The 678-nt window shown below is 49.3% G+C and carries 1 protein-coding gene; it reads left to right on the forward strand.

All coding sequences use genetic code 11. The features are described 5' to 3' along the window. Positions 1–85 precede the first annotated feature (85 nt). The coding region (locus tag Pmgp_RS19335; RefSeq protein ID WP_134216315.1) for an IS110 family RNA-guided transposase at positions 86–678 on the forward strand (593 nt) is incomplete at its 3' end.

Genomic DNA, 678 nt, shown 5'->3' on the forward strand with positions numbered 1-678 from the left:
CCGCAGGGAAGCACGCATGGCAGAATGCCTCATTTTAGGTCACTGCACCAGCCCAATAACAAACCGCTAAAGGAGTGCAATACAAATGGAGATCCTCTATGCAAACTGCTGTGGGCTGGATGTTCATAAGAAGACCATTACAGCTTGCATCATCACCCCTAAAGGAAAGGAGCTAAGAACATTTGGTACTTTCACAGCTGATCTGCTTGATTTAGCTGATTGGATCAAGGCTAAAGATTGTACCCATGTGGCTATGGAATCTACCGGCGTCTACTGGAAGCCAATCTACAACATCTTAGAGCAATACGACCTGAAGGAGATCCTGGTGGTAAACGCTCAACACATCAAGACTGTTCCCGGGCGCAAGACCGACGTTAAGGATGCCGATTGGAGCGCCAATCTGCTCCGTCACGGTCTCCTTAGAGGCAGTTTCATTCAGAACCGTGAACAAAGAGAATTGAAAGAACTGGTCGGCTACCGCAAGAGCCTGGTTGACGAACGCGCACGGGAAGTGAACCGGATTCAAAAGGTGCTTGAAGGCGCCGGCATCAAATTAGCCTCCGTAGCTACTGACATCACAGGAGTTTCCGGACGCGCTATACTTGATGCCATCGTTTCCGGCATCGATGACCCTAAATTCCTGGCATCGCTGTCCAAAGGAAGGCTAAAGAATAAACG

It is taken from the genome of Pelotomaculum propionicicum (assembly GCF_004369225.1).
Taxonomy (GTDB): Bacteria; Bacillota; Desulfotomaculia; order Desulfotomaculales; family Pelotomaculaceae; genus Pelotomaculum_B; species Pelotomaculum_B propionicicum.